31 protein-coding genes are annotated in these 24464 nt (G+C 56.2%); 16 read left to right on the forward strand and 15 right to left on the reverse strand.

What is annotated here, in order from left to right; genetic code table 11:
• Positions 1–68 precede the first annotated feature (68 nt).
• Together elbB and mtgA are read left to right on the forward strand one after the other, a co-directional pair.
• A complete protein-coding gene (gene elbB, locus KHQ26_RS13690) occupies positions 69–722 on the forward strand; it encodes an isoprenoid biosynthesis glyoxalase ElbB (RefSeq protein WP_004889584.1) in 654 nt (217 codons plus the stop codon).
• Positions 719–1444 carry a monofunctional biosynthetic peptidoglycan transglycosylase gene (gene mtgA, locus KHQ26_RS13695; RefSeq protein ID WP_004211950.1) on the forward strand — a complete coding sequence of 242 codons (726 nt, stop codon included), beginning with the start codon at positions 719–721 and terminating at the stop codon, positions 1442–1444. Before elbB ends, mtgA begins: the two co-directional genes overlap by 4 nt.
• 63 nt (positions 1445–1507) lie before the next feature.
• Here the strand turns inward: mtgA and npr are convergent, their stop codons facing one another.
• From npr to KHQ26_RS13750, 11 genes are all read right to left on the reverse strand, one after another.
• Positions 1508–1780 carry a PTS phosphocarrier protein NPr gene (gene npr / locus KHQ26_RS13700; protein WP_002918431.1) on the reverse strand — a complete coding sequence of 91 codons (273 nt, stop codon included), beginning with the start codon at positions 1778–1780 and terminating at the stop codon, positions 1508–1510.
• Positions 1777–2631, reverse strand: coding sequence for an RNase adapter RapZ (gene rapZ, locus KHQ26_RS13705; protein ID WP_002918428.1), 855 nt, complete (start codon positions 2629–2631; stop codon positions 1777–1779). Before rapZ ends, npr begins: the two co-directional genes overlap by 4 nt.
• Before the next feature lie 45 nt (positions 2632–2676).
• Entirely contained in the window at positions 2677–3165 is a 489-nt protein-coding gene (gene ptsN, locus KHQ26_RS13710; RefSeq protein ID WP_004144926.1) for a PTS IIA-like nitrogen regulatory protein PtsN, read from the reverse strand.
• A 70-nt stretch (positions 3166–3235) separates the two neighbouring features.
• On the reverse strand, positions 3236–3523 hold the full coding sequence (gene hpf / locus KHQ26_RS13715) for a ribosome hibernation promoting factor (RefSeq protein ID WP_002918423.1): 288 nt from the start codon (positions 3521–3523) through the stop codon (positions 3236–3238).
• Positions 3524–3545: 22 nt separating this feature from the next.
• Entirely contained in the window at positions 3546–4979 is a 1434-nt protein-coding gene (gene rpoN, locus KHQ26_RS13720; RefSeq protein ID WP_002918420.1) for an RNA polymerase factor sigma-54, read from the reverse strand.
• A 47-nt stretch (positions 4980–5026) separates the two neighbouring features.
• Positions 5027–5752 (reverse strand): LPS export ABC transporter ATP-binding protein, encoded by a 726-nt coding sequence (gene lptB / locus KHQ26_RS13725; RefSeq protein WP_002918417.1) that lies wholly within the window; start codon positions 5750–5752, stop codon positions 5027–5029.
• A gap of 6 nt (positions 5753–5758) precedes the next feature.
• Entirely contained in the window at positions 5759–6304 is a 546-nt protein-coding gene (lptA, locus tag KHQ26_RS13730) for a lipopolysaccharide ABC transporter substrate-binding protein LptA (protein ID WP_020804352.1), read from the reverse strand.
• Positions 6273–6848, reverse strand: a complete 576-nt coding sequence (gene lptC, locus KHQ26_RS13735; RefSeq protein WP_002918413.1) for an LPS export ABC transporter periplasmic protein LptC — start codon at positions 6846–6848, stop codon at positions 6273–6275. The genes lptA and lptC overlap by 32 nt, the downstream gene beginning before the upstream one ends.
• Positions 6845–7411 carry a 3-deoxy-manno-octulosonate-8-phosphatase KdsC gene (kdsC, locus tag KHQ26_RS13740; RefSeq protein ID WP_002918405.1) on the reverse strand — a complete coding sequence of 189 codons (567 nt, stop codon included), beginning with the start codon at positions 7409–7411 and terminating at the stop codon, positions 6845–6847. Before kdsC ends, lptC begins: the two co-directional genes overlap by 4 nt.
• Positions 7412–7425: 14 nt before the next feature.
• Positions 7426–8430 carry an arabinose-5-phosphate isomerase KdsD gene (kdsD, locus tag KHQ26_RS13745; RefSeq protein ID WP_004144922.1) on the reverse strand — a complete coding sequence of 335 codons (1005 nt, stop codon included), beginning with the start codon at positions 8428–8430 and terminating at the stop codon, positions 7426–7428.
• Complete coding sequence (locus KHQ26_RS13750; protein WP_002918397.1) at positions 8427–9404, reverse strand: calcium/sodium antiporter; 978 nt, start codon at positions 9402–9404, stop codon at positions 8427–8429. Before KHQ26_RS13750 ends, kdsD begins: the two co-directional genes overlap by 4 nt.
• A gap of 209 nt (positions 9405–9613) precedes the next feature.
• On the opposite strand from KHQ26_RS13750, the gene mlaF reads away from it, so the two are divergent.
• From mlaF to murA, 7 genes are all read left to right on the forward strand, one after another.
• On the forward strand, positions 9614–10426 hold the full coding sequence (gene mlaF, locus KHQ26_RS13755) for a phospholipid ABC transporter ATP-binding protein MlaF (protein WP_004150950.1): 813 nt from the start codon (positions 9614–9616) through the stop codon (positions 10424–10426).
• Between the two features lie 7 nt (positions 10427–10433).
• Positions 10434–11216 (forward strand): lipid asymmetry maintenance ABC transporter permease subunit MlaE, encoded by a 783-nt coding sequence (gene mlaE, locus KHQ26_RS13760; RefSeq protein WP_004150949.1) that lies wholly within the window; start codon positions 10434–10436, stop codon positions 11214–11216.
• A gap of 4 nt (positions 11217–11220) precedes the next feature.
• Positions 11221–11772 (forward strand): outer membrane lipid asymmetry maintenance protein MlaD, encoded by a 552-nt coding sequence (mlaD, locus tag KHQ26_RS13765; protein ID WP_002918387.1) that lies wholly within the window; start codon positions 11221–11223, stop codon positions 11770–11772.
• A gap of 18 nt (positions 11773–11790) precedes the next feature.
• Positions 11791–12426: a phospholipid-binding protein MlaC gene (mlaC, locus tag KHQ26_RS13770; RefSeq protein WP_002918386.1), complete on the forward strand. Its 636-nt coding sequence runs from the start codon at positions 11791–11793 to the stop codon at positions 12424–12426.
• Positions 12426–12713 (forward strand): lipid asymmetry maintenance protein MlaB, encoded by a 288-nt coding sequence (gene mlaB / locus KHQ26_RS13775; RefSeq protein WP_004185850.1) that lies wholly within the window; start codon positions 12426–12428, stop codon positions 12711–12713. Before mlaC ends, mlaB begins: the two co-directional genes overlap by 1 nt.
• 139 nt (positions 12714–12852) lie before the next feature.
• A complete protein-coding gene (ibaG, locus tag KHQ26_RS13780; protein ID WP_004144910.1) occupies positions 12853–13107 on the forward strand; it encodes a BolA family iron metabolism protein IbaG in 255 nt (84 codons plus the stop codon).
• A 53-nt stretch (positions 13108–13160) separates the two neighbouring features.
• Positions 13161–14420, forward strand: coding sequence for a UDP-N-acetylglucosamine 1-carboxyvinyltransferase (gene murA / locus KHQ26_RS13785; RefSeq protein WP_002918382.1), 1260 nt, complete (start codon positions 13161–13163; stop codon positions 14418–14420).
• Between the two features lie 55 nt (positions 14421–14475).
• Here the strand turns inward: murA and sfsB are convergent, their stop codons facing one another.
• Complete coding sequence (gene sfsB / locus KHQ26_RS13790) at positions 14476–14748, reverse strand: DNA-binding transcriptional regulator SfsB (RefSeq protein ID WP_002918381.1); 273 nt, start codon at positions 14746–14748, stop codon at positions 14476–14478.
• Between the two features lie 197 nt (positions 14749–14945).
• On the reverse strand, positions 14946–15917 hold the full coding sequence (ispB, locus tag KHQ26_RS13795; protein ID WP_004144907.1) for an octaprenyl diphosphate synthase: 972 nt from the start codon (positions 15915–15917) through the stop codon (positions 14946–14948).
• Positions 15918–16177: 260 nt separating this feature from the next.
• Between ispB and rplU the strand changes: the two genes are divergently transcribed.
• The 4 genes from rplU (at position 16178) to cgtA (ending at position 19020) form a co-directional block, all read left to right on the forward strand.
• Positions 16178–16489, forward strand: coding sequence for a 50S ribosomal protein L21 (gene rplU, locus KHQ26_RS13800; protein WP_002918379.1), 312 nt, complete (start codon positions 16178–16180; stop codon positions 16487–16489).
• 20 nt (positions 16490–16509) lie between these two features.
• A complete protein-coding gene (gene rpmA, locus KHQ26_RS13805; RefSeq protein ID WP_002434222.1) occupies positions 16510–16767 on the forward strand; it encodes a 50S ribosomal protein L27 in 258 nt (85 codons plus the stop codon).
• A gap of 93 nt (positions 16768–16860) precedes the next feature.
• On the forward strand, positions 16861–17826 hold the full coding sequence (locus KHQ26_RS13810) for a DMT family transporter (protein ID WP_004149938.1): 966 nt from the start codon (positions 16861–16863) through the stop codon (positions 17824–17826).
• A gap of 15 nt (positions 17827–17841) precedes the next feature.
• A complete protein-coding gene (gene cgtA / locus KHQ26_RS13815; RefSeq protein ID WP_002918377.1) occupies positions 17842–19020 on the forward strand; it encodes an Obg family GTPase CgtA in 1179 nt (392 codons plus the stop codon).
• Positions 19021–19071: 51 nt separating this feature from the next.
• Here cgtA and dacB read toward each other — a convergent pair whose 3' ends face one another.
• A complete protein-coding gene (gene dacB, locus KHQ26_RS13820; RefSeq protein ID WP_002918376.1) occupies positions 19072–20505 on the reverse strand; it encodes a serine-type D-Ala-D-Ala carboxypeptidase in 1434 nt (477 codons plus the stop codon).
• A gap of 235 nt (positions 20506–20740) precedes the next feature.
• Between dacB and greA the strand changes: the two genes are divergently transcribed.
• Entirely contained in the window at positions 20741–21217 is a 477-nt protein-coding gene (greA, locus tag KHQ26_RS13825) for a transcription elongation factor GreA (protein ID WP_002918375.1), read from the forward strand.
• Positions 21218–21369: 152 nt separating this feature from the next.
• On the opposite strand, the gene yhbY is transcribed toward greA, so the two are convergent.
• The gene (yhbY, locus tag KHQ26_RS13830; protein ID WP_002918374.1) at positions 21370–21663 is read right to left on the reverse strand and encodes a ribosome assembly RNA-binding protein YhbY; all 294 of its coding nucleotides are present in this window, start codon (positions 21661–21663) and stop codon (positions 21370–21372) included.
• A gap of 123 nt (positions 21664–21786) precedes the next feature.
• On the opposite strand from yhbY, the gene rlmE reads away from it, so the two are divergent.
• Positions 21787–22416 carry a 23S rRNA (uridine(2552)-2'-O)-methyltransferase RlmE gene (gene rlmE / locus KHQ26_RS13835; RefSeq protein ID WP_020804364.1) on the forward strand — a complete coding sequence of 210 codons (630 nt, stop codon included), beginning with the start codon at positions 21787–21789 and terminating at the stop codon, positions 22414–22416.
• Positions 22417–22515: 99 nt separating this feature from the next.
• Positions 22516–24450 carry an ATP-dependent zinc metalloprotease FtsH gene (gene ftsH, locus KHQ26_RS13840; protein WP_002918372.1) on the forward strand — a complete coding sequence of 645 codons (1935 nt, stop codon included), beginning with the start codon at positions 22516–22518 and terminating at the stop codon, positions 24448–24450.
• Positions 24451–24464: the final 14 nt, after the last annotated feature.

Genomic DNA, 24464 nt, shown 5'->3' on the forward strand with positions numbered 1-24464 from the left:
TGTGAAGCATAGCGAGTTAATCGACATTTTTGACTGGTTTCAGCGAGTTGCATGGAGGAGCGAAAGCGATGAAAAAAATTGGTGTGGTACTGGGCGGCTGCGGCGTGTACGACGGCAGTGAAATCCATGAGGCGGTGATTACCCTGCTGGCGATCGCGCGCAACGGCGCGCAGGCAGTGTGCTTTGCGCCCGATAAACCGCAGCGCGATGTCATCAACCATCTGACCGGGGAGGCGATGCCAGAGCAGCGCAATGTGCTGGTGGAAGCAGCGCGTATCGCCCGCGGCGACATCCTGCCGCTGGCGCAGGCGCGTGCGGAGACGCTGGACGCGCTGATCGTCCCTGGCGGCTTCGGCGCGGCGAAAAATCTAAGCAGCTTCGCCGCCGAGGGCAGCGAATGCCAGGTGGATCCCGATCTGCGGGCCCTGGCGCTGGCGATGCATCAGACCGGCAAGCCGCTGGGCTTTATGTGCATTGCCCCGGCGATGCTGCCGAAGATCTTTGCGTTTCCGCTGCGGATGACCATTGGGACCGATCTTGATACCGCCGATGTGGTGGAAGAGATGGGGGCAGAGCACGTGCCTTGCCCGGTCGACGACATCGTGGTGGATGAAGACAACAAAGTGGTCACCACTCCGGCGTATATGCTGGCGGAGGACATTGCGCAAGCCGCCACCGGAATTGAGAAGCTGGTGGCCCGCGTGCTGGCGCTGAGCGCATGAGGCTCCGCGTTGCGCCCCTTGCGCTATTAAAACGTCTGGCATTGCGTCTGCTGCTGATCGCCGCCGTCCTCTGGGGCGGGGGGATCGCGCTGTTTAGCGTGCTGCCGGTGCCGTTTTCGGCGGTGATGCTTGAGCGGCAGGTGAGCGCCTGGCTGTCCGGCGATTTCCATTATCTGGCGCATTCCGACTGGGTTGCCATGGATAAGATCTCTCCATGGATGGGGCTGGCGGTGATTGCCGCCGAAGATCAGAAGTTCCCGGAACACTGGGGGTTCGACGTGTCGGCGATTGAGAAAGCGCTGGCGCACAATGAACGTCACGAGACCCGCATCCGCGGCGCGTCAACGCTGTCGCAGCAGACGGCGAAAAACCTGTTTTTATGGGATGGCCGCAGCTGGCTGCGTAAGGGGCTGGAAGCCGGGCTGACTGTCGGGATCGAAACCGTGTGGAGTAAAAAGCGGATCCTGACCGTCTACCTGAATATTGCCGAGTTCGGCGATGGGATATTTGGTGTGGAAGCGGCCGCCCAGCGCTATTTTCATAAACCCGCCAGTCAGCTGACGCCGGGGGAAGCGGCTCTGCTGGCCGCGGTGCTGCCGAACCCGATCCGCTATCGCGCCGATGCGCCGTCAGGCTATGTGCGCAGTCGTCAGGCCTGGATCTTACGCCAGATGCGACAGCTGGGCGGGGAAGGGTTCATGCGCGAGCATAAGCTCTATTAGCAGGTTACTCCGGCGCCGGGGCTGGTACAGTCGCCAGTCGTCCGTCGCCGGGAAGCGTCACGTTTAGTCTTCGTCAAAGCCAGCGTTAAACAGGGCAATCACCGCGGCGAGGGCTTCAACTTCCTGCGGACCGCTGGCCTCCACCTCTATCTGTCGCCCTTTCGCCGAGTCCAGCATCAGCAGGGCAATCACGCTGTTGGCTTCCGCCTCCGTGCCTTCATCGTTGCGCAGCAGTACTTCGGCATCGAAATTCTGCATCAGTTCGAACAGCTTCATCGCCGGGCGGGCGTGCATGCCCAGCTTATTGGTGATTTCAACGGTCTGCTTTACGGTCATGATTTACGTTTTTCCAGCGTCCGATGACGAGACTGCACGTTCTTGCCGCGCGAGCGGAAGTAGTCAGCCAGTTGTTCAGCAATATAAACCGAACGATGTTTACCGCCGGTACAGCCAATGGCCACCGTCAGATAGCTGCGATTGTTGGTCTCCAGCATCGGTAACCATAGCTCAAGATAGCTTCGGGTCTGATAAATAAAGTTGTGCACTTCAGTGTGCCGATCGAGGAAGGCGGCCACTGGTTTATCCAGACCGGTCATTGGACGCAGTTTCGGATCCCAGTGCGGGTTGGGCAGAAAGCGCACGTCAAAGACGTAATCGGCATCGATCGGAATACCGTGCTTGAAGCCGAAGGATTCGAAGACCATCGTCAGTTCACGCTCGCGTTTACCCAGCAGTCGGGTACGCAGCATTTCCGCCAGCTCATGCACCGACATTTCCGACGTATCGACGATCAGATCGGCGCGGGAGCGTAGGGGCTCCAGCAGATCGCTCTCTTCGTCGATGGCGCTTTCCAGCGACAGATTCTTGCTCGACAGCGGGTGCAGACGACGGGTGTCGCTGTACCGGCGGATCAGGGTATTGCGGTCGGCATCAAGGAACAGCAGCTGCGGAGAAAAACATTCCGGCAGATTCTGCATCGCCTGCTCGAAGATCTCCGGGGATTCCGGCATGTTACGCACGTCGATGCTGACGGCCGCGGAGATATTACGGTCAGCCAGCGACCGCGCCAGGTCGGGCAGCAGCACGACCGGCAGGTTATCCACGCAGTAAAAGCCCATATCTTCCAGCGCTCGCAGAGCGACGGATTTCCCCGAGCCCGAGCGGCCGCTGACGATCATCAGTACCATGTACCGTTTCTCCTCAGTACGATAAAGGATAAGGTGCGACTGCCGTTATGCGTCATCGCTGCTTCCTGCTTCGGTGATGATCTCATACAACTCTTCATCGCTCTGCGCCGCGCGCAGGCGACGACAAATCGCTTTGTCCGCCAGCCGTTTGGCCACCAGGGAGAGCGTATGCAGGTGAGTTTTTGTCTGGTCGGCCGGCACCAGCAGCGCGAACAGCAGGTCGACAGGTTGATTGTCGATCGCGTCGAAGGCGATGGGGGTTTCCAGCTGGACAAAAACGCCGACAGCACGCAGCGTATCCTCTTCCAGTTTTCCGTGGGGAATGGCGATACCATTGCCGATCCCGGTACTGCCCATTTTTTCGCGGGTGAGGATCGCTTCGAACACCACCTGCGGCGGCAAACTTAACTGTTTGGCGGCCAGTTCGCTGATGATTTCCAGAGCACGCTTCTTGCTCTGGCAGTGCACCTGGCTACGGGTACATTCCTGGTTCAGGACGTTGCTCAGTTGTAGAGCCGAATCGTTGTTCATCATAATTTCACCTGAGCGCCCCCGCGCCCGTCGCCGATGATATCCAGCGGCGGGCGCAAGGGGGCCCGGACAATTAGTGTTGTTTTAGTTTATCTTTGTGCTTCGTTAACTGTCTTGCCAGCTTGTCGATAAGACCATCGACAGCCGCATACATATCCTGCCCTTCCGCACTGGCATGGATTTCGCCACCGTTGACATGCAGATTCGCGTCCGCAATTTGCGTCACTTTCTCTACTTTTAACACAATATAGACCTGATTGATCCGGTCGAAAAATTGCTCCAGCTTGCTGAACTTCGCCGTAACGAATTCGCGCATCGCAGGCGTAATTTCGACGTTGTGTCCTGTAATGTTGAGCTGCATAGTGTCTTCCTTATCGGTTATGTCAGACCAGTTGTTTACGCTGGTTTGACGGCGGGATGGATAAAGACTCTCTGTACTTCGCGACAGTGCGGCGCGCCACCATAATACCCTGCTCGGACAGCATGGAGGTGAGCTTACTGTCGCTCAACGGCTTCGCGGGGTTTTCCGCGGCGATGAGCTTCTTCACCAGCGCGCGAATAGCCGTCGACGAGGCTTCGCCTCCGCCTTCGGTATTCACATGGCTGGAGAAGAAATACTTCAGTTCAAAAATACCGCGCGGACTGTGCAGATATTTTTGCGTGGTGACACGGGAAATCGTCGATTCATGCATCTCGACGGCCTGGGCGATATCGGCCAGCACCATCGGCTTCATATACTCTTCACCCTGTTCGAAAAAAGCCTGCTGCTGCTCTACGATGCAGCGGCTGACGCGCAGCAGGGTATCGTTGCGGCTTTCCAGACTTTTAATCAGCCAGCGGGCTTCCTGCAGATTGCTGCGAATGAACTGGCCGTCGGCGTCATTGCGGGCGCTGTTGCCCATTGCCGCATACTGCTGATTTATTTTCAACCGTGGAATGCTGTCGGCGTTGAGCTCGACGGTCCAGCGGCCGCTCACCTTGCGCACCAGCACATCCGGGATGACATATTCCGGTTCGCTGGTCTGAATGGACTGGCCAGGGCGAGGATCCAGGGACTGGATCAGGTTGACCGCCTCTTTAAGCACCTCTTCTTTCAGGCGGGTGACTCGCATTAGAGTGCGGAAATCATGGTTGGCCAGCAGATCAAGATGGTCGCTGATAATCAGCCGCGCCTCTTCCAGCCACGGCGTCTCTTTAGCAAATTGCGACAGCTGGATCAGCAGGCAGTCGCGCAGATCTTTCGCTGCGACGCCAACCGGATCAAAACGCTGGATTCGCTTGAGGACCGCTTCCACCTCCTCCAGGCCGATCTCGTCATCGCCGATGCTGTCGACAATATCTTCAATCTGAATCGTGAGGTAGCCCGTATCGTCGACGGCGTCGACGATAGAGGTGGCAATAGCGCGGTCGGTGTCGGTGAAAGGCGTCAGCTCAACCTGCCACATCAGATAGTCCTGCAGCGTCTGGGTGGTCTCGCCTTGATAGACGGGAAGCTCGTCGTCCTGATAGTCGACGCCGTTACCCGACGGCGTGCCAGCGGTATAGATTTCATCCCAGCTGGCATCGAGAGGCAGTTCGTCGGGCATCTCTTTTTGCTCAAGCGCATCGACGGTATCGAGGGACTCGCGGTCCTCCACCTCTTTTGCCTCTACCTCGTCGTGAAGATCGGTTTGCTCAAGCAACGGGTTACTTTCCAGCGCTTGCTGGAGCTCTTGCTGGAGTTCTAACGTGGACAACTGCAGCAAACGAATCGCCTGCTGCAGCTGCGGCGTCATGGCAAGCTGTTGGCTAAGCCTTAATTGCAAACCTTGCTTCATGTTCAGGGTAAATATCTCCGGCTAAAACGTCTGTAACCTCTACCCTATCAGAGTCTGAAGTCTTCCCCAAGATACACGCGCTTAACCTGCTCATCTTCGAGGATCTGCTGCGGTGTACCATGAGCGATAAGGTGTCCCTGACTGACAATATACGCGCGTTCGCAGACCGCGAGGGTCTCACGGACGTTATGGTCGGTAATCAGAACGCCGAGACCGCTGTCGCGCAGGTGCTCAATGATGCGTTTAATATCGATAACGGAGATCGGATCCACGCCGGCAAAGGGTTCATCCAGAAGAATAAATTTCGGATTCGCCGCCAGCGCGCGGGCGATTTCGACGCGGCGGCGTTCACCACCGGAGAGCGCCTGACCGAGGCTGTCGCGCAGGTGCTCAATATGAAACTCTTCCATCAGCTCTTTAGCGCGATCTTCCCGTTGTTCGCTGGTTAGATCGTCACGGATCTGCAGGACCGCCATCAGGTTGTCATAGACGCTGAGGCGACGGAAAATCGACGCTTCCTGCGGCAGGTAGCCGATGCCCCGTCGCGCGCGCGCGTGCAGCGGCAGCAGGCTGATGTCTTCGTCATCGATGATGATATTGCCTGCGTCGCGGGGCACAATCCCGACCACCATGTAGAAGGTGGTCGTTTTACCGGCGCCGTTCGGGCCGAGCAAGCCGACAATCTCGCCCGAGTTAACGGTGAGACTGACATCTTCCACCACGCGGCGGCCTTTATACGCTTTAGCGAGATTCTTCGCAGTTAAGGTTGCCATAACGGATTAGTTACTCTTCTTTTGCTGGTTGCCGCTTTTATCCTGCAGCTCGGACGGCACCAGAACGGTGGTGACGCGTCGACCTTTATCGCTGAAGGCCTGCATTTTTTGATCTTTCACCAGATAGGTGATCTTGTCGCCCTTGATGTTGCTGTCGAGCTGTTCCAGATAAGCGTTGCCCGTCAGCACGACGTAATCGTTCTGCAGCTCGTAGCGCATTTTCGACGCCCGGCCTTTTACCGGCTTGCCGTTATCCTGCATCTGATAGAAAGTAGCCGGGTTACCGAAACCTTCGATCACCTCTTTGCCTTTCTCGTTGCCTGGACGGGTGACCACCACTTTATCAGCGTTAATCTTGATCGTCCCCTGGGTCACGACCACGTTACCGGTGAAGGTGACGACATTGCCCTGCATGTCCAGCGACTGCTGATCGGATTCGATATGGATCGGCTGATCGGTATCGCCCGTCTTGGCGAGGGCCGGCAGGCTGGCGGCCAGTAACGCGCCGGCGAGCGCAATCTTAAGGCTGAGTTTGTTTGTTCTGAATTTCATAAGAGGTTCTCACCTTTTCAATCAGCTCGGCATTTTTGCTGCGAAGGTTTCCACGCATTTTCAGGCCGCTGGAATTAAATGTGGTGCCGTATAACGTCACCATGTCATCGGAGGTAACGTCCTGCGTTACCAGATTTATCTGGGCGTTATCCGTCGTAATTTTGCGCAGTTGAGAATCTGGCGCGAGCGCATTCACCTCAACGTGCCCGTAAAGATAGAGCATCCGGTCATTCGTCAGCTTCGCTTTGTCTGCTCTGACCGACCAGGTAGGCACCTTGTTAGTATCAAAGGTGGTCATCACCGGTTTGGTAAACCAGGAGACCTCCTGATCGGAAAAATATTCCACGTGCTCGGCAATCAGCCGATAGCTCAGGGCGCCTTCCGGACTGTATACCACGGTGTCGGTATGTTCGCTTTTATACGTAGGGTCGTTAGGATTGACCTCCGGCTGGGCCGTGTCGTCCGTATTCGCCAGATTCAGGCCGATAAGGATCAGCGCGAGCAGCGACAGTAAAATGATAACCCAACGTCTGGTTTTACTCATATTGATTGCCCTTTGGCCTCATCCAACTTGCCCTGCGCCAATAGTAACAAATCGCAGACTTCGCGTACCGCGCCGCGTCCGCCGTTAATTCGCGTGACATAATTCGCCCGCGGTAGCAGCAGCGGATGCGCATCGGCGACGGCGACGCTAAGGCCCACTTCGGCCATCACCGGCCAGTCAATAAGATCGTCGCCGATGTAGGCGACTTCTTCCGGCCGCACGTGCAGTTTGTCCGTCAGATCGCGGAACGCCAGCAGCTTGTCCGACTGCCCCTGGTACAAATGCGTGATGCCCAGCGTCTGACAGCGATCTTCTACCAGTTTAGCTTTTCGCCCGGTAATAATCGCCACTTCAATACCCGAGGTCAGCGCGCAGCGGATACCATAGCCATCACGGACGTTAAACGCTTTCAGCTCCTCGCCGTGATTACCCATATAGATAAGCCCGTCGGATAATACACCGTCGACATCAAGGATCAGTAGACGGATCTTCGCCGCGCGATCGACAAACGCCTGGCTTACCGGCCCGTAGCAGGTCGCTAACTGAGCATCAGCATTATTCATTATTTTTTCCTTACTTACACTACGCCCGCGCGCAGCAGATCGTGCATATGTACCACACCCAGCAGATGGTCGCCATCGGCAACCAGCACGCAGGTGATATGACGGGATTGCATCAGGTTTAACGCATCCACCGCCAGAGTGCCGGGGCGGATGCGGATACCTCCCCGGGTCATGACGTCGGCAATGCTGGCATCGCGCATATCAACGCCGGTATCGAAGACCCGGCGCAGGTCACCGTCGGTAAAGATACCGATGATGTTCATATCGTCATCGCAGATAGCGGTCATGCCTAAATTTTTACGCGTGATTTCCAGCAGCGCATCGCGCAGGGTCGCCTGCAGGCCGACGTGCGGGATTTCATCACCGGTATGCATAATATCATTGACCCGCAGCAACAGCTTACGGCCGAGTGCGCCGCCCGGATGCGACAGGGCGAAATCCTCAGCGGTAAAGCCGCGGGCTTCCAGCAGGGCGACGGCGAGGGCATCACCCATCACCAGCGCGGCGGTGGTGCTCGACGTGGGCGCCAGTCCTAACGGGCAGGCCTCCTTCGGCACTTTCACGCACAGATGGATATCCGCCGCGCGCGCCATGCTGCTCTCCGGCCGGCTGGTGATACAGATAAGCTTCACCTGCTGGCGCTTGAGGACCGGGATCAGCGCGAGGATTTCATTCGATTCGCCGGAGTTCGACAACGCAATTACCACATCCTGCGGGGTGACCATACCTAAATCACCGTGCGCCGCTTCGCCGGGGTGGACAAAAAATGCCGAGGTGCCGGTACTGGCGAAGGTTGCCGCCATTTTGCGGCCGATGTGGCCGGATTTGCCCATCCCCATCACCACGACTTTCCCACCGCAGCGGAAAATCGTTTCGCAGGCATGGGTAAAGTCTTCATTTATGTATTGATCGAGCTGGGCCAGACCTTCACGTTCAATTTCCAGCACCTGACGGCCTGCCTGTTGAAAGTCAAAATCCGTGGGCAAATCTATTTGCGACATGATGTTATCCCGAATCATTCAACGAAGAGCGGTGCTGTCCAAAACAGCATCGCCAACCAAACCACAAAGCCGCCGACCAGCAGCGCGCCAACCAGTCGTCCCGGCTGCTGCTGACGGCGCCAGCACAGCACTGCGAAGATCAGGCTGACCAGCAGCATCACGCCATAATCGCGAGTGAAGGCTTCGGTCGCAAAGCTCCCCGGCGCGATCAGCGCCGGTAAACCCAGCACCAGTGCGATATTAAGGATATTGGCGCCGATGATATTGCCGATGGCAATATCATCTTCCCCTTTCCGCGCCCCGGCGATGGCGGTGGCCAGCTCCGGCAGGCTGGTGCCTATCGCCACCACCGTCAGGCCGACGGTCAGTTCGCTGATGGCGAAATAGTTTGCCAGCACTGTACTGTTATCCACCACCATGCGGGTCGCCATCGGCATGACGATCATCGCTACCCCTAACCAGAGCAGGGCGACCGGCAGCGACCCTTCGCGTGGCAGCTCCGCCAGCTGTTCGCGGGTCAGGCTATCGCTTCCCTGGCGCTCCGCCAGGCGAGCGATTTTGATGGTGAACAGCAGCCACAGAAGCGCTAACGCCAGTAAAAATAGCCCGTCGAGACGGGTCAGTTGTCCATCGTAGAGCACCAGTCCCGCCAGCACGCTGACCAGCAACATTAGCGGTAATTCGCGGCGCAGAATATCAGAATGCACGGTAAATGGCCTGAGTAAGGCGGCGAGACCGAGGATCAATAAGATATTGGTGATATTAGATCCGAGCGCGGTGCCGACTGCCAGATCGGTCTGCCCGTGCAGCGAGGCCGCGGTGGCGACCATGATCTCAGGCAGGCTGGTGCCGATACTGACCACTGTCATGCCGATGATCAGCGGCGGGATCCCCAACATACGACACAGGATGGAGGCGGCATAGACCAGACGATCGGCGCTGTAGACAACCAGCAATAAACCAATAATTAACAGAGCCGTCGCTAAGAGCATCTAAAGTCCTTTCTTCAGGTATAATCGTCGCCTCGCTGGGTTATCCCTACGCAGCGTAACGAATTCTTAATTTTGACTTTATGTGTGCCAAAAGTAAAACAAATGCCAGCTTTCGCTAACCTGTGCAGGTAAGATTCTGTAAAAATGTTGTGATTGTGGCGCAAGAAAGGGCCATGCTTGCCCGTCAGGTGTTTAGTAAGGATGATTTTATGAGCCAAACTCAGGCGAATTTAGTTGAAGTGCGCGGTATCCGCTTTTCACGCGGCGATCGTGTGATCTTCGACGACATCTCGCTGTCGGTGCCGCGCGGTAAAATTACTGCGATCATGGGACCTTCGGGGATCGGCAAGACTACCCTGTTACGCCTGATCGGCGGCCAGATCCCGCCGGACAGGGGAGAGATCCTGTTTGATGGCGAGAACGTGCCGCAGATGACGCGTTCGCGTCTTTATACGGTGCGTAAGCGGATGAGCATGCTGTTCCAGTCCGGCGCGCTGTTCACCGATCTCAATGTCTTTGACAACGTTGCCTATCCGCTGCGCGAACATACGCATTTGCCGCCTGCGCTGCTGCATACGACGGTGATGATGAAGCTGGAAGCGGTGGGGCTACGCGGTGCGGCGAAGTTAATGCCTTCTGAGCTTTCCGGTGGGATGGCGCGCCGCGCCGCCCTGGCGAGAGCCATTGCCCTGGAGCCGGATCTGATTATGTTCGACGAACCGTTCGTCGGGCAGGATCCCATCACTATGGGCGTGCTGGTGAAGCTGATTTCTGAACTCAACAGCACGCTGGGTGTCACTTGCATCGTGGTTTCGCACGATGTGCCCGAGGTGCTTAGTATTGCGGACTACGCGTATATCGTGGCGGATAAAAAGATTGTCGCCCACGGTAGCGCCCAGTCGCTACGGGAGAATACCGATCCTCGGGTTCGTCAGTTCATTGATGGTATTGCCGACGGTCCGGTGCCGTTCCGTTATCCTGCTGGCGACTATCACCATGATTTATTAGGCATAGGGAGTTGAGCGACTCATGCTGTTTAATGCGCTGGCCGCGCTAGGTCATCGCGGTATTAAAACCACCGCGACGTTTGGACGCGCCGGATTAATGCTATTCAACGCCGTTGTCGGCAAACCAGAGTTTCGCAAGCACGCGCCGCTGCTGGTTCGTCAACTCTATAACGTCGGCGTCCTGTCGATGCTGATTATCATTGTATCGGGCTTGTTTATCGGTATGGTGCTCGGGCTGCAGGGGTATCTGGTGTTAACCACCTACAGCGCAGAGACCAGTCTTGGCATGCTGGTGGCGCTGTCGCTGCTGCGTGAGCTGGGGCCGGTGGTCGCCGCGCTGCTGTTTGCCGGCCGCGCCGGGTCGGCGCTGACCGCCGAGATTGGCCTGATGCGGGCCACGGAACAGCTCTCCAGTATGGAGATGATGGCGGTGGATCCGCTGCGTCGCGTCATTTCCCCACGCTTCTGGGCCGGTGTCATTTCGCTGCCGCTGCTGACGATTATCTTCGTCGCGGTAGGGATCTGGGGCGGTGCGCTGGTGGGTGTGAGCTGGAAAGGCATTGACGGTGGTTTTTTCTGGACCGCGATGCAAAATGCCGTCGACTGGCGAATGGATCTGGTGAACTGCCTGATTAAGAGTCTGGTGTTCGCTATTACGGTAACCTGGATTGCGTTATTTAATGGTTATGACGCTATCCCCACTTCCGCCGGGATTAGCCGGGCGACAACGCGTACCGTGGTGCATGCGTCGCTGGCGGTTCTGGGGCTGGATTTTGTGCTGACTGCGCTGATGTTTGGGAATTGAGTTCATGCAAACGAAAAAAACTGAAATCTGGGTAGGGGTGTTCTTACTGGTGGCGCTGCTGGCGGCGCTGTTTGTCTGCCTGAAGGCGGCGAACGTCACCTCGCTACGCACCGAGCCGACTTATCGCCTTTATGCGACTTTCGATAACATCGGCGGCCTGAAGGCGCGCTCGCCGGTGCGCATCGGCGGCGTGGTAGTGGGGCGGGTAGCGGACATTACGCTCGATCCGAAAACCTATCTGCCACGCGTGGAGCTCGATATCGATGAGCGCTACAACCATATCCCGGATACCAGTTCGTTGGCGATCCGCACCTCTGGCCTGCTGGGCGAGCAGTACCTGGCGCTGAACGTCGGTTTTGAAGACCCGGACCTCGGGACGACTATCCTTAAAGACGGCGGCACTATCCAGGACACTAAGTCCGCCATGGTGCTGGAAGATCTGATTGGTCAGTTCCTTTATAACAGTAAGGGTGGCGACAATCAGAATTCTGGCAATGATAAGGCCGAGGCAGAAGGTCATACTGACGCGACGCCGGCAGCCGGCACGACGCATTAATTTCAGGAGAAATACGATATGTTTAAACGCTTACTCATGGTCGCCATGCTGGTGATTGCCCCGCTGACCGCCGTCCAGGCTGCAGATCAGTCCAATCCGTATAAGCTGATGAATGAAGCGGCGCAGAAAACCTTCGATCGCCTGAAGAATGAACAGCCGAAGATTAAAGCTAATCCTAACTATCTGCGCGACATCGTCGACCAGGAGTTATTGCCGTATGTACAGGTGAAATATGCCGGCGCGCTGGTGCTGGGCCGCTATTACAAAGAAGCGACCCCTGCGCAGCGTGAGGCCTATTTTGCCGCCTTCCGTGAATACCTGAAGCAGGCCTACGGTCAGGCGCTGGCGATGTACCATGGGCAGACTTACCAGATTGCTCCGGAGCAGCCGCTGGGCAGCGCAACCATCGTTCCGATCCGCGTCACTATCATCGACCCGAACGGTCGTCCGCCGGTACGTCTTGACTTCCAGTGGCGTAAAAATACCCAGACCGGCAACTGGCAGGCCTACGATATGATCGCGGAAGGGGTGAGCATGATCACCACCAAACAGAATGAGTGGAGCGATCTGCTGCGCACCAAGGGCGTTGATGGCCTGACCGCGCAGCTGAAAGCGATCTCTGCGCAGCCGATCACCCTGGAACAGAAAAAATAATGAGCGGGCAGCTGAGCTGGACTCGCGAGGGCGAGACGCTGGCGCTGCACGGGGAGCTGGATCAGGATCTGCTGGTCCCGCTCTGGGAGGCGCGCGCCCAGGCGACGGCGGGAACGGCGATCATCGATCTCAGTCAGACCACGCGCGTGGACACCGCGGGCCTGGCGCTGTTAGTGCATTTTATGGCGCTGATTCGCCGTCAGGGCCGGGAAGCGCAGCTGGTCGGCAAGAGCGAAAACCTGCAAACGCTGATCGGTCTTTACAACCTGCCTGCCGATCTGATCTGATAATCTTTTCAGTGCCTTAGCACTGAAGCTATTCCGAAAGCCCTGGCAATCTTTTCGCCGGGGCTTTTTGCTTGTTTAAGACCGCGCCACTTTCCTCTAAGATGTTGGGCTGTTTTCACTATCAGATAAATTTGAGCCCATGGAAAATCATGAAATTCAGACCGTGCTGATGAACGCACTCCCCCTCCAGGAAGTCCACGTCTCTGGCGATGGCAGCCACTTTCAGGTTATTGCTGTGGGTGAGATGTTCGATGGCATGAGTCGGGTGAAAAAGCAGCAGAGCGTCTACGCGCCGCTGATGGAATATATTGCCGACAACCGCATCCATGCGCTGTCGATCAAGGCCTTTACTCCGCAGGAGTGGGCGCGAGACCGCAAACTCAATGGCTTCTAAGCTGTGGGGGATCCCCTGCAGCGTATGTGAATTTTTAATAGAGAACAGAATCAATGGATAAATTCCGTGTTCAGGGGCCGACTCGCCTTCAGGGTGAAGTCACCATCTCCGGGGCAAAAAACGCCGCCCTGCCAATCCTCTTTTCCGCGCTGCTTGCCGAAGAGCCGGTAGAGATCCAAAACGTACCTAAGCTGAAAGACATCGATACCACCATGAAGCTGCTGAGCCAGCTGGGCGCGAAGGTCGAGCGCAATGGTTCGGTATGGATTGACGCCGGCCCGGTCGATGTATTCTGTGCTCCGTACGATCTGGTGAAAACCATGCGCGCCTCTATCTGGGCGCTGGGCCCGTTGGTGGCGCGTTTCGGTCAGGGGCAAGTTTCTCTGCCTGGCGGCTGCGCTATCGGCGCGCGTCCGGTCGATCTGCATATTAGCGGTCTGGAGCAGCTGGGCGCCGAGATCAAACTGGAAGAAGGTTATGTCAAAGCCTCGGTCAGCGGTCGCCTGAAAGGCGCGCATATTGTGATGGATAAGGTGAGCGTCGGCGCCACCGTAACCATCATGAGCGCAGCGACGCTTGCGGAGGGAACGACGATTATTGAAAACGCCGCTCGCGAGCCGGAGATTGTCGATACCGCCAACTTCCTGAACGCGCTGGGCGCAAAAATCACAGGCCAGGGTAGCGATCGCATTACCATCGAAGGCGTGCAGCGCCTGGGCGGCGGTGTCTACCGTGTGCTGCCTGACCGTATTGAAACCGGGACTTTCCTGGTGGCCGCGGCGATTTCCGGCGGCAAGATCCTCTGCCGTAACGCGCAACCGGATACCCTGGATGCCGTACTGGCGAAGCTGCGCGACGCCGGGGCTGACATCGAAACGGGCGAAGACTGGATCAGCCTCGATATGCACGGCAACCGTCCGAAAGCGGTCAACGTGCGTACCGCGCCGCACCCGGGCTTCCCGACCGATATGCAGGCCCAGTTCACGCTGCTTAACCTGGTAGCGGAAGGGACCGGCGTGATCACCGAAACGATCTTTGAAAACCGCTTCATGCACATTCCGGAGCTGATCCGTATGGGCGCGCACGCGGAGATCGAGAGCAATACCGCTATCTGTCACGGCGTGAAGCAGCTTTCTGGCGCGCAGGTGATGGCGACCGATTTGCGCGCGTCGGCGAGCCTGGTGCTGGCCGGCTGTATCGCTGAAGGGACCACCATCGTCGATCGCATCTATCATATCGATCGCGGCTATGAGCGTATCGAAGATAAACTGCAGGCCCTGGGCGCCAATATTCAACGCGTGAAGGGCGAGTAACCGCGTCCTGACAGCGCCCCGGAACAACGTCCCGGGGCGCTGTCGAGCAATCACATCACTTGTCGATCTTCTTCTGACGCATCATCTGCGTTCTGTCGATAAACTCATGAGTCACCGGGTCGTGGTAGCGTGACGGCCAGATGACCCACGGCTGCGTTTCCAGCGCTGTGGCGATAATCAATTCGCCTTTCGGCCAGGGGCGGGTCAGGGCGTTCGCCAGCGTTGAAGAACTTAGTCCGTGCCGTCGCGACTCTGCCGCCAGCGATGTTCCCCGTTTACGTAATCCCGCAACAATATCTGCGGGATGCCAGTCGATGAACTTATCCATAAATTCTCCTGGTGTTAAAGGTCCAGATCGTCCCACATGGGCGATAGAGACACTATACCCGCGTACTATGTAGGGTTCTAACAAGTTCTGTTAAAGCGCCGGAATATTCAGAATCTATCAAGATATTCGGAAGTTTAGGGAGAGAAATGACATTTTACTGGAACTTTCCCGCGCGTCGCGCGGGAAAGGAGGGGGGATTAATGATCGCGCTGGACTGCAATATGCGCCAGCCCAATCAAGGCTTCGCGCCAGGGCGTGTCCGGGAGGATCTGCAGCGCGGCAATGGCTTTGTCAGCTTCTTCTTCGGCACGCTTCTGCGTCCATTCCAGCGAACCGCAGGTCGCCATCGTTTCCAGCACAGCATCCAGTAGATGGCGGCCGTTGCCTTGCTCGATCGCACCGCGGATCATCGCTGATTGATCGGGTGTGCCATGGTGCATGGCGTGCAGCAGCGGTAGCGTGGGTTTACCTTCGTTCAGGTCGTCACCGACGTTTTTACCGAGCCGCTCGCCGTCAGAGCTATAATCGAGTAAATCGTCGATTAGCTGGAAAGCGGTGCCGAGATAGCGGCCATAATCCTGCAACGCGCGCTCTTCTTCCGCAGTGCAGTCGGCCAGCAGTCCCGCACACTGCGAGGCAGCTTCAAACAGGCGCGCCGTCTTGCTGTAGATAACGCGCATGTAGTTCTCTTCGGTGATATCCGGGTCATTGACGTTCATCAGCTGCAGCACTTCGCCTTCGGCAATGACGTTCACCGCTTCCGACATGACCTCAAGGATCTTCAGCGAGCCCAGCTGGGTCATCATCTGAAAGGCGCGGGTATAGATAAAATCGCCGACCAGCACGCTGGCGGCATTGCCAAACGCCGCATTGGCCGTGGCTTTGCCGCGACGCATATCAGACTCATCGACGACGTCGTCATGCAGCAGGGTGGCGGTATGAATAAATTCAATCAGCGCGGCAATGGTGACATGCGCGCTCCCCTGATAGCCCACCGCGCGTGCGGCGAGCACAGCAATCATCGGGCGAATGCGTTTGCCGCCGCCGCTGACGATGTAATAGCCTAACTGATTGATAAGCTGAACATCGGAGTTGAGTTGCTCAAGAATCGTCGCATTGACACCCGCCATATCTTGCGCGGTTAACTCATTGATTTTTTCTAAATTCATCGCAAAAGCCGGGCCAAATGTCCTGTTACCATGAATCCAGGTGGGATCACAGAAGGATTAAGACAGAATTAAAAGAAGATATGATTGTACTGAAAAATTGCCGTAGATAAACGTTGTCGTGAAAGTTGTGTTTTTTTTCTGCATTGATCGCTAATCGCTCTTGTCAAAGGCTCGCGTTTTGCGTAATATTCGCGCCCTATTGTGAATATTTATAGCGCACTCTGAATCACATAAAGAGGTGCGCGGAAGCGGAGTTTTATATGTACGCGGTTTTCCAAAGTGGTGGTAAACAACACCGAGTAAGCGAAGGTCAGACCGTTCGCCTGGAAAAGCTGGACATCGCAACTGGCGAAGCTGTTGAATTCGCTGAAGTGCTGATGATCGCAAACGGTGAAGAAATCAAGATCGGCGTTCCTTTCGTTGAGGGCGGCGTAATCAAAGCTGAAGTTGTTGCTCACGGTCGTGGCGAGAAAGTTAAAATCGTTAAGTTTCGTCGTCGTAAACACTATCGTAAGCAGCAGGGCCATCGTCAGTGGTTCACTGATGTGAAAATCACTGGCATCAGCGCCTAAGACCTGAGGAGTAGATTTAAATGGCACATAAAAAGGCTGGCGGCTCGACTCGTAACGGTCGCGATTCAGAAGCTAAACGTCTGGGCGTAAAACGTTTCGGCGGTGAAGCAGTTCTGGCAGGTAGCATCATCGTTCGTCAACGTGGTACTAAATTCCACGCTGGTACCAACGTTGGTTGCGGCCGTGACCACACTCTGTTCGCTTTGACTGACGGTAAAGTCAAGTTCGAAGTTAAAGGCCCGAAAAACCGTAAATTCATCAGCATCGTTGCTGAATAAGTTTTTCGCGTCCCGGTAACGGATGAAAGCCCCGCAACACGTTGCGGGGCTTTTTACATTCGTCTACCGGAAAATTTTTGCAGGGAAACAGGCATGAAGCAGCAGGCTGGGATTGGCATTATTCTGGCGCTTACCACCGCAATGTGTTGGGGAGCGTTGCCGATTGCAATGAAACAGGTTCTCGAGGTGATGGCGCCGCCTACGGTGGTCTTTTATCGCTTCCTGATGGCCAGCATTGGGCTTGGCGCGATCCTCGCGATCAAAGGCAAACTGCCGCCGATGCGAATTTTTCGCAAGCCGCGCTGGCTGGTGTTATTAGCGATTGCCACCGGCGGTCTGTTCGGTAACTTCATCCTGTTTAGTTCTTCCCTGCAATACCTCAGCCCCACGGCTTCTCAGGTCATCGGCCAGCTATCGCCGGTGGGGATGATGGTGGCTAGCGTCGTAATTCTGAAAGAGCGCATGCGCGGCACCCAGGTGGTGGGCGCGTTGATGCTGCTCAGCGGGCTGGTGATGTTCTTCAATACCAGTCTGATTGAAATCTTTACCCGCCTGACGGACTACACGTGGGGGGTAATTTTCGGCGTTGCTGCCGCTACGGTGTGGGTAAGCTACGGCGTCGCGCAAAAGGTGTTATTGCGCCGTCTGGCATCACAGCAGATACTATTTTTGCTGTACACTTTGTGTACGATTGCATTACTGCCGCTTGCTGAGCCCGGAGTGATTTCCCGGTTAAGCAGCTGGCAACTGGCATGCCTGATTTTTTGCGGGCTGAATACCCTGGTTGGCTACGGGGCGCTGGCGGAAGCCATGGCGCGCTGGCAGGCGGCGCAGGTCAGCGCGTTAATCACCTTGACGCCACTGTTTACGCTACTGTTTTCTGATTTATTATCAATGGCCTGGCCCGATGTTTTCGCCAGACCGATGTTAAACCTGATTGGTTATCTCGGTGCGTTTGTCGTGGTTGCGGGCGCGATGTATTCCGCCATCGGTCATCGTCTTTGGGGACGTTGGCGTAAGCGAGAGGCGGTAGTACCGCTGCCCCGCTCAGGCGAATGATTTACGGAGAGTAAAATGAAGTTTGTAGATGAAGCAACGATCCTGGTCGTAGCAGGTGACGGCGGCAATGGTTGCGTAAGCTTCCGCCGCGAAAAGTATATTCCGAAAGGCGGTCCGGACGGCGGCGATGGCGGCGATGGCGGCGATGTCTGGCTGGAAGCGGACGAGAACCTGAACACCCTGATCGACTACCGTTTTGAAAAATCGTTCCGCGCCGAACGTGGGCAGAATGGTCAAAGCCGCGACTGTACCGGTAAGCGCGGTAAAGACGTGACGGTAAAAGTGCCGGTCGGCACCCGGGTTATCGATCAGGGCACCGGCGAGACCATGGGCGATATGACCAAACACGGTCAGCGTCTGATGGTGGCGAAAGGCGGCTGGCACGGTTTGGGCAACACCCGTTTCAAATCGTCCGTTAACCGTACGCCGCGTCAGAAAACCATGGGTACCCCGGGTGATAAACGCGACCTGCAGCTGGAGCTGATGCTGTTGGCCGATGTCGGGATGCTGGGCATGCCGAACGCCGGCAAATCCACCTTCATCCGTGCGGTCTCCGCCGCCAAGCCGAAAGTGGCTGACTATCCGTTTACCACCCTGGTGCCAAGCCTGGGCGTGGTGCGTATGGACAATGAAAAGAGCTTCGTAGTTGCCGATATCCCGGGGCTGATTGAAGGCGCAGCGGAAGGGGCAGGCCTCGGTATCCGCTTCCTCAAGCACCTCGAGCGCTGCCGCGTACTGCTGCACCTCATCGATATCGATCCGATCGACGGCTCCGATCCGGTTGAGAATGCGCGCATTATCATCGGCGAGCTGGAGAAATACAGCGAGAAGCTAGCCTCCAAACCACGCTGGTTAGTTTTCAACAAGATTGACCTGATGGACAAGGCCGAAGCCGAAGCCAAAGCCAAAGCGATTGCCGAAGCGCTGGGTTGGGAAGAGAAATTCTACCTGATCTCCGCGGCCAGCCAGCAGGGCGTGAAAGAGCTGTGCTGGGACGTGATGACCTTCATCATCGAAAACCCGATCGTGCAGGCGGAAGAAGAGCAGAAGCCGGAGAAAGTCGAGTTTATGTGGGACGACTATCACCGTCAGCAGCTTGAAGAGGCCGAAGCCGAAGCAGAAGATGACGAAGACTGGGATGACGACTGGGATGAGGACGACGAAGAAGGCGTCGAATTCATCTACAAACGCTAATCCTGACTTCTCTGGATCAAAAAGGGCCGCATCTGATGCGGCCCTTTTGTTTTAATTGTTCTGGTACAAATCTTTATACAAGCGGCTTTCAAAGCGGACCAGTGGGATGCGGCGATTGCGCTGATCAGCTGGCTCCACGGCGTATCCGGAGAGATATTGCACGAAGGCCATCTTTTGTCCGCTGGCGGTAGTGATGAAGCCTGCGAGGTTATAAACCCCCTGGAGCGACCCGGTTTTCGCCGAAACTTTACCATCGACGCCCGCCTGATGAAGACCGGCGCGATACTGCAGCGATCCGTCATGGCCCGCCAGCGGCAGCATGGAGATGAAGTTGAGCTCGGTATCGTGCTGGGCGATATACTGCAGCACCTGCATCATGGTCGCCGGGGCGATCAGGTTGTGGCGCGACAGGCCAGAGCCGTCGGCGATGATAGTATTGCCGAGATCGACCCCAGCCTGTTGACGCAGGATCTGCCGTACGGCATCGGAGCCCGCCCGCCAGGTGCCAGGTACGCCGAACCGGGCGTGGCCGATGGTGCGAAAGACGGTGTCGGCAATCATGTTGTCTGACTTCTTCAGCATGATCCGCAGCAGATCGTGCAGCGGAGCCGACTGGCTGGTTGCCAGCACGGTGCCGGGCTCATTGGCCAGCGTCTGGCGCAGCAGCGTGCCGCTGTAGGTGATCCCCGCCTGGGCCAGCTCCGCTTTGAGGATCGCTCCGGCGTAGCTGGCGCCATCCTGAATGGCGAAGGCCAGAGGCAGCGGCTCGCTACGCTGCGGCAGGCAGCCGGTGAGAGTATAGCGATTGAGATCGCCCGGCACCACGTCGAGCTCGCAATACTGCGCTTCCGATGAGCCACGCGCCAGCGTTCGCACCTGGCTGAACATGGTGACCGGATAATAGGATGCAACGCGAATGAAGGCGACATCGCCCGGTTTCTGCGCGCTATACAGCGAGACAGAGAAGCAGTTACGGTCGACAATCGCCGCCGCCGGCGGGGCGCTGAAGCACTGCGTCAGGTCGTTCCACGGCCAGCCGGGCGCTTTGTCATGGCTGGCGAAGACCGACGTATCGATGAGCACATTGCCTTCGATACGCTGCACGCCGGCTTTTTTCAGCGTCGCCACCATATTGCGAATATCCTGCCGTTTAAGCGTCGGATCGCCGCCGAAGCGTGCAATCAGGTCGCCTTTCAGCACGCCGCCGTCAAGGGAACCTTTGGTTTCCAGCGTGGTGGTAAAGCGAAAATCGGGCCCCAGTTGCAGCAGCGCCGCCAGCGCGGTGATGACCTTTTGCGTACTGGCCGGGAGCGCCATTTGCTGGCTGTGATAGTCGATTTCCGGCGTCGATGCGCCGACCTTTTGCGCCATAAAGGCAAGGTTCGCACCGGCGGGAAGCTGGTTGATGTACTCGTCAATATTCGCCGCCTGAGCGCTAAGCGCTATACCGGCGGTCAATCCGATGATAAATCTGGGAAATCGCATAATCTCGCGCTAACAACCTGAAGCCAGGCCGTCATACTACGGTGCAACGCCCAGTAAAGTAAACGATGACCCATAATGAACTTCGGGGTAAAATACCCATCAAATGAAAAATTGCTGCTGACCTGGGGAGTGTTTCCCGGGTCGGTTTCTTTTTGCTCGTGTCCTGCCCGTGGGCAGGACAGGTGGCGGAGCGGAGCTATCCGTTCCCTGAAGGAATGATAAAGAGGTATAACTAATGCAAGCGATTCCGATGACCTTACGTGGCGCTGAAAAACTGCGCGAAGAACTGGATTATCTGAAGTCTGTGCGTCGTCCTGAAATCATTGCCGCTATTGCTGAGGCCCGTGAACACGGCGATCTGAAAGAGAATGCCGAGTATCACGCCGCGCGTGAGCAGCAGGGTTTCTGCGAGGGGCGTATCAAGGATATCGAAGCGAAGCTGTCTAACGCGCAGGTTATCGATATCACCAAAATGCCGAACAACGGCCGGGTGATTTTTGGTTCTACCGTCAGCGTGCTGAACCTCGATACCGACGAGGAACAGACCTACCGCATCGTGGGCGATGACGAAGCTGATTTTAAGCAGAATCTGATCTCCGTGAACTCGCCGATCGCCCGCGGTCTGATCGGCAAAGAGCAGGATGACGTCGTGACTATCCGTACCCCGGGTGGGGAAGTGGAATACGAAATTACCAAGGTTGAATACCTGTAAGGCGTATTTCCCGCTACGATGTTTATAGATTGTAAAGAAAGGAAAAAGGCCGCATAGCGGCCTTTTATCAACGTCAGGAGCATGGCATTTTGCTCGCCTGGCCGCAGAAATCCCTCGTTTTACACAAAGTTGTGTCGAGATTCAGGATATTCTTAGCGTGGCAGCGAGATTTTACGCTCTGGTGTTGGGCGGTACAGAACCAGCGTTTTACCGATGACCTGTACGTTACAGGCGCCGGTTTCGCGTACGATGGCTTCCACGATCAAGGCTTTTGTTTCGCGATCTTCTGAGGCGATCTTCACCTTGATGAGTTCATGGTGCCCTAACGCTTGTTCGATCTCGGCCAGTACCCCTTCGGTCAAACCATTGTTGCCAAGCATAACTACCGGCTTGAGCGGATGTGCCAGACCTTTCAGGTGCTGTTTTTGTTTAGTACTCAGATTCATCGTATTTTTTTGCTTACGTTGGGATTGAAAACGGGTCATTCTACCGCCATCTCCCATATATCGCCAAACTACCGCGTCGATTTTTACGCAGTAAAGTACGATGAACCCGAACGGGAATGTTAAATGACAGGTAAAAAGCGTTCTGCCAGCTCAAGCCGCTGGCTTCAGGAACACTTTAGCGATAAATATGTTCAACAGGCACAGAAAAAGGGGTTACGTTCCCGTGCCTGGTTTAAACTTGATGAAATACAGCAAAGTGACAAAATTTTTAAGCCGGGGATGACGGTAGTCGACCTCGGTGCTGCTCCCGGTGGCTGGTCGCAGTATGCGGTCACGCAGATCGGCAACAGCGGCCGCATCATCGCTTGCGATCTTTTACCAATGGATCCAATCGTTGGTGTGGACTTCCTTCAGGGCGATTTTCGTGATGAATTAGTCCTGAAAGCGTTACTTGAGCGAGTGGGCGACAGTAAAGTCCAAGTTGTCATGTCCGATATGGCGCCGAATATGTGCGGAACACCGGCGGTGGATATTCCCCGGGCTATGTATCTGGTAGAACTGGCGCTTGAAATGGCTCGTGATGTATTAGCGCCAGGTGGTAGTTTTGTAGTGAAGGTGTTCCAGGGCGAAGGCTTCGATGAGTATCTTCGAGAAATTCGCTCCCTGTTTACGAAGGTCAAAGTTCGTAAGCCGGACTCTTCCCGCGCTCGTTCGCGTGAAGTGTATATTGTAGCGACCGGGCGTAAACCATAACCGGCAGATTTCAAACGAAAGTTTGAAAGAAACTGGATATAGAGTATCCTGACGCTGTTTTTAACACAGTTGTAATAAGAGGTTAATCCCTTGAGTGACATGGCGAAAAACCTAATACTCTGGCTGGTCATTGCCGTTGTGCTGATGTCAGTATTCCAGAGCTTTGGGCCCAGCGAGTCGAATGGCCGCAAGGTGGATTATTCTACCTTCCTGCAAGAGGTCAATCAGGACCAGGTTCGCGAAGCGCGTATCAACGGACGTGAGATCAACGTTACCAAGAAAGATAGTAACCGTTACACGACTTACATTCCGGTTAACGATCCGAAGCTGCTCGATAACCTGTTGACTAAAAACGTCAAAGTTGTTGGCGAACCACCAGAAGAGCCGAGCCTGCTGGCTTCCATCTTCATCTCCTGGTTCCCAATGCTGCTGCTGATCGGCGTCTGGATCTTCTTTATGCGGCAAATGCAGGGCGGCGGCGGGAAGGGCGCGATGTCCTTCGGCAAAAGCAAAGCCCGTATGTTGACGGAAGACCAGATCAAAACCACTTTTGCAGACGTTGCCGGGTGTGACGAAGCGAAAGAGGAAGTCGGCGAGCTGGTAGAATACCTGCGTGAGCCGAGCCGCTTCCAGAAACTGGGCGGTAAAATCCCGAAAGGCGTCCTGATGGTCGGCCCTCCGGGTACCGGTAAAACGCTGCTGGCGAAAGCGATCGCTGGTGAAGCGAAGGTACCGTTCTTTACCATTTCCGGTTCTGACTTCGTCGAAATGTTCGTCGGTGTGGGCGCTTCTCGTGTGCGTGACATGTTCGAACAGGCTAAGAAAGCCGCGCCTTGCATCATCTTCATCGATGAAATCGACGCCGTCGGCCGCCAGCGTGGCGCAGGCCTGGGCGGTGGTCACGATGAACGTGAGCAGACCCTGAACCAGATGCTGGTTGAGATGGACGGCTTCGAAGGTAACGAAGGTATCATCGTTATCGCGGCGACTAACCGTCCGGACGTTCTTGACCCCGCGCTGTTGCGTCCGGGCCGTTTTGACCGCCAGGTGGTGGTTGGCCTGCCGGATGTTCGCGGTCGTGAGCAGATCCTGAAAGTGCATATGCGTCGCGTTCCGCTGGCGCCGGATATCGATGCGGCAATCATTGCGCGCGGTACCCCGGGCTTCTCCGGTGCGGATCTGGCCAACCTGGTCAACGAAGCGGCGCTGTTTGCTGCCCGCGGTAACAAACGCGTTGTGTCGATGGTTGAGTTCGAGAAAGCGAAAGACAAAATCATGATGGGTGCGGAACGTCGCTCCATGGTGATGACGGAAGCGCAGAAAGAGTCTACTGCTTATCATGAAGCGGGCCACGCGATTATTGGTCGCCTGGTGCCGGAGCACGATCCGGTGCACAAAGTGACGATTATCCCGCGCGGTCGTGCGCTGGGTGTGACCTTCTTCCTGCCGGAAGGCGATGCAATCAGCGCCAGCCGTCAGAAACTGGAAAGCCAGATCTCCACCCTGTACGGCGGTCGTCTGGCGGAAGAGATTATCTACGGTCCGGAACATGTTTCTACCGGTGCGTCCAACGATATTAAAGTGGCGACGAACCTGGCGCGTAACATGGTGACCCAGTGGGGCTTCTCCGACAAACTCGGTCCGCTGCTGTATGCGGAAGAAGAGGGTGAAGTCTTCCTCGGCCGTAGCGTCGCGAAAGCGAAGCATATGTCCGATGAAACCGCGCGTATCATCGACCAGGAAGTGAAATCGCTGATTGAGCGTAACTACGGTCGTGCTCGCCAGCTGCTGAACGACAACATGGACATTCTGCACGCGATGAAAGATGCGCTCATGAAGTATGAGACCATCGATGCGCCGCAGATTGACGACCTGATGGCTCGTCGCGAAGTTCGTCCGCCAGCGGGTTGGGAAGAACCTGGTTCTTCTAACAACTCTGACAACAATGGCACGCCTCGTGCGCCGCGTCCGGTTGATGAACCGCGTACGCCGAACCCGGGCAACACCATGTCAGAGCAGCTGGGCGACAAGTAAGCTACCGCTGTTGA

It is taken from the genome of Klebsiella sp. 10 (assembly GCF_018223925.1).
Classification (GTDB): Bacteria; Pseudomonadota; Gammaproteobacteria; order Enterobacterales; family Enterobacteriaceae; genus Klebsiella; species Klebsiella pneumoniae.